At 44.6% G+C, this 2,255-nt stretch carries 3 protein-coding genes; all 3 read left to right on the top strand.

Annotated elements, in window-relative coordinates; genetic code table 11:
• Nucleotides 1–194: 194 nt before the first annotated feature.
• Nucleotides 195–1,247, top strand: coding sequence for a radical SAM family heme chaperone HemW (gene hemW, locus Q0338_RS01860; RefSeq protein ID WP_298085274.1), 1,053 nt, complete (start codon nucleotides 195–197; stop codon nucleotides 1,245–1,247).
• A gap of 64 nt (nucleotides 1,248–1,311) precedes the next feature.
• Nucleotides 1,312–1,716: a Sec-independent protein translocase protein TatB gene (gene tatB / locus Q0338_RS01855; RefSeq protein WP_002946440.1), complete on the top strand. Its 405-nt coding sequence runs from the start codon at nucleotides 1,312–1,314 to the stop codon at nucleotides 1,714–1,716.
• The coding region (gene tatC, locus Q0338_RS01850) for a twin-arginine translocase subunit TatC (RefSeq protein ID WP_298085273.1) at nucleotides 1,716–2,255 on the top strand (540 nt) is incomplete at its 3' end. The genes tatB and tatC, both read left to right, overlap by 1 nt.

Below are 2,255 nucleotides of genomic sequence, written 5' to 3'. Positions count from 1 at the left end.
TTTTTAAATTTAACGGGCGGTAAAAACGACGGTAAATTTTAAAATTTAAAAGCGTCAAATAGCTTACCGGAGTCGGTTTTACGCCTAAATCGGCCTAAATTTACAGCAAACCGACCGCCAAACGGCGCAAAAGCCAAAACACTGCACGATAAAGCCGCAAAATCTGCTAAAATACGGCAAAAACAAAGGTCAAAATGCTTCTTTACGTCCACATCCCGTTTTGCGAGAGCAAATGTCCATACTGCGCCTTTGGCTCGGTCGTTGGCAAACGAAATTTAACGAGCGCGTATTTTGATGCGATGATTGCGGATTTTAGGGAGCAGATTTTAAAATTTGACGTGAAAAAAGGCGAGATCGAGACGGTTTTTATCGGCGGAGGGACGCCTAGCGCCGTGGACGCGGGCTACTACGAGCGGCTATTTGAGGCGGTCGCGCTATATCTAGCAAAGGACGCCGAGATCACGACGGAGGCAAATCCAAACTCGGCAAGCCTAGCGTGGCTCTCGCAGATGAAATCGTACGGCGTAAATCGCGTGAGCTTCGGCGCTCAAAGCTTTTTTGAAGATAAGCTCAAATTTCTCGGACGCATCCACGACGCAAGCCAGATCTACGAGGCAGTCGCAAACGCCAAAACAGCAGGACTAAAAAATATAAACGTAGATCTCATCTACGGAACGAAGTTAGACACCAAAAAACGCCTCGAGCAAGAGGTGCAAAATATCCGAAATTTGGGCGTTTCGCACGTATCGGCGTATTCGCTAACGCTTGAGGAAAATACGCCCTTTGCCGGCAAAATAAGCTACGCAAAAGATAGTCCGAGGCTGGCTAAATTTATGATAGACCGCATCGAGGAGACTGGGCTAAAACAATACGAAATCTCAAATTTCGGTCAAATTTGCAAGCATAATCTTGGCTACTGGCAGGGCAAAAACTACCTTGCCATCGGTGCTTACGCAGTCGGATTTTGGCGAGATCATCGCTTTTATAACGCTTCAAATTTAAACGCCTACGTAAAAAATCCGCACGCTAAAAAAATAGAAAATTTAAGCGCGGACGAACTAAATTTAGAGCGTATATTTTTAGGCGCCAGAAGCATCGTCGGTATCTGGCAAAACAGCCTAAACGCCGAGCAAGAGCAAAGAGCGCAACTACTAAAAAATAGCGGGAAATTAAAATTTAAAAACGGGCGATATTACGCCAAAAATTTCCTCACCGCGGATGAAATTTCTTTATTTATCGCGGGCTGATTTATGCAAATTTGAGATAAAAAACGCTAAAATGAGCGCTTTAAAATAAAATTTAGGATAAAAAATGTTTGGCATGAGCTTACCCGAGATCATCGTCATAGCCGTCATCGCGGTGCTATTTTTGGGGCCCGATAAGCTTCCTAGCGCGATGGTAGAGATAGCGAAATTTTTTAAAACCGTCAAAAAAACGGTCAATGACGCAAAAAGCAGCTTCGATCAAGAGATAAAAATCCAAGAACTCAAAGAGGATGCGAAAAAATACAAAGAAAGCATCGCAAAAACCACCGAAACGGTGCGAAAAAAGCTCACCTTTGAGGAGCTCGACGAGCTCAAAAAAGGCGTAAACGACGTCACTAGCGGCATCACGGACGGCCTAAACGACGTAAAAAAGAGCGTCGAAGCGGTCAAAAACCCGGGCGAAGCGGTCAAAAACGCCGTGCTGGGCGATAACGAGAAAAAAGAGGCGTAATGTTTGAAGAGCTAAAACCGCATTTAATAGAACTTAGAAAAAGGCTTTTCATCAGCGTCATGACCGTGATCGTGATGTTTGTAGTGTGCTTTAGCTTTTGGAATCAAATTTTAGACTTTATCATCGCGCCACTGCAAAACACTCTGCCCGATAACCAAAAAATGGTCTTTCTCGAAGTGCAAGAGCCCTTTTTCGTAGCGATGAAGGTGGCGTTTTTTACGGGATTTTTGCTCTCGTTGCCCATCATTTTTTGGCAGTTTTGGCTGTTTGTGGCGCCGGGACTTTACGAAAACGAGAAAAAGTACGTAATCCCGTTCGTTATTTCGGCGACTTTTATGTTTCTAGTGGGCGCGGCGTTTTGCTACTACGTCGTCGTTCCTATCGGTTTTGCATTTCTTATAAATTTCGGCCAGCAGCTGTTTTCTGCGATGCTAAATATCGGCGGCTACGTCGGCTTTTTTACGAAATTAGTCATTGCATTTGGCATCGCGTTTGAGCTTCCCGTTATCACCTTTTTCCTTGCCAAACTCGGCCTAGTC

Source organism: uncultured Campylobacter sp., from assembly GCF_938018145.1.
Classification (GTDB): Bacteria; Campylobacterota; Campylobacteria; order Campylobacterales; family Campylobacteraceae; genus Campylobacter_A.
The sequence above is the reverse complement of the archived record's forward strand: the minus strand, read 5'-3'. Positions and strand labels throughout refer to the sequence as shown.